Here is a 1,321-nt window from a genome sequence, read left to right on the forward strand (position 1 = left end):
TGTAGTGACCCCAAAAAGTTAGACTTTTATGGAGTGGAGAAATCCACTCCTTTTTTCATGCAATAAAATAGGTATTAGGCAGTTACTTGATACGTCTTTCGAAATTGAACAGGACTTTGCCAGTTCAATTTCTTTTTCATTCGTTCGTTATTGTAATAGTCAATATACTGATCAATTGCTGTCTTAAGTTCATCGAAGCTATGGTAAATTTCTCCATGGTAGATTTCTTGTTTTAAAAGACTAAAGAAGTTCTCTATAGGCGAATTATCTAGACAGTTCCCTTTTCGAGACATACTCTGAAAAATTTTATGCTGCTTCAACTTTTGACCATAGGCTTTCATTTGATAAGCCCAGCCTTGATCAGAGTGAAAAGTGCGTCGATAAACACAATCATTGGTCAGTCGAATAGCTTCTTCCAATCCTTCCATGACCGCTACAGCGCTAGGTTTTCCAGAGATTCTATAAGATATAATCTCACTGTTGAATAAATCCATAAAAGGATCTAAGTAAAGTTTTTTCTGACGAACGACACCTCGGGTGTCCGTTTCGAAATACTTGAATTCAGTAGTGTCTGTTGTGATTTTTTGATGACAGACACTCGTATAGAAACGACGATGGATAAGGTTCTTAGCTACAGTCCCAATTTTTCCACGATAAGAGTTATACCGCCGAGATTTACGTGTGTAAGCAGTAACCTCTAGCCCTAACTTTTTGATGAGACGTTGAACTTTCTTTTTATTGACGTGAAATCCATATTTTTTTAGTTCATTGGTTATCCGTAGGCAACCATAGTTCTTATGTTTATTACGAATTTCTTGCATCGCTTCTTCAATTTTCTGGTCTGGATTGACACGATCAAAACGCTTTTGCCAATACATATACGTCGCCTTAGGAAATTTTAACGTTTCAAGAAGCTCAACTAATTTGAATGATCCTCGGAGGCTTGCGATAATCCTTGCGATTGATTCTTGCGTCTTTGTTGGGCTTCCTGTTTTCGCAGCTTCCTCAATTCTTTTAAAAAGGCATTTTCAATTTGAAGAGAACGAACCTGTTTCTCCAATTCCTTGATGCGGTTACGTTCTTCAGATGTTACCTTAGGTTCTGTTTTTTTCTTCGTTTCGTTTTTCTTAGACAATTTACTTGGACGTCCTTTCGGCCTTGAGAGTCCATCAATACCTTCCATACGGAAGATACGCATCCAATTGGCAACTAATGCAGGATTGTTCATTTCTAAATGATTGGCTACTTCACGATAGGACATCTCAGTTGTTTGATATAACTCTATCGCATCCATCTTGAATTGAACAGAATAATGTTGATT

General features: G+C 37.3%; 2 protein-coding genes. Both read right to left on the reverse strand.

Going from position 1 to position 1,321, the window contains the following annotated elements:
- Nucleotides 1–74 precede the first annotated feature (74 nt).
- Entirely contained in the window at nt 75–1,010 is a 936-nt protein-coding gene (locus FFM57_RS09760; RefSeq protein WP_307723002.1) for an IS3 family transposase, read from the reverse strand.
- On the reverse strand, nt 920–1,321 hold a 402-nt coding region (locus tag FFM57_RS09985), incomplete at its 5' end, for a helix-turn-helix domain-containing protein (RefSeq protein WP_246023491.1). The genes FFM57_RS09760 and FFM57_RS09985, both read right to left, overlap by 91 nt.

The sequence above is a fragment of the Enterococcus nangangensis genome (assembly GCF_005405245.1).
Taxonomy (GTDB): Bacteria; Bacillota; Bacilli; order Lactobacillales; family Enterococcaceae; genus Enterococcus_J; species Enterococcus_J nangangensis.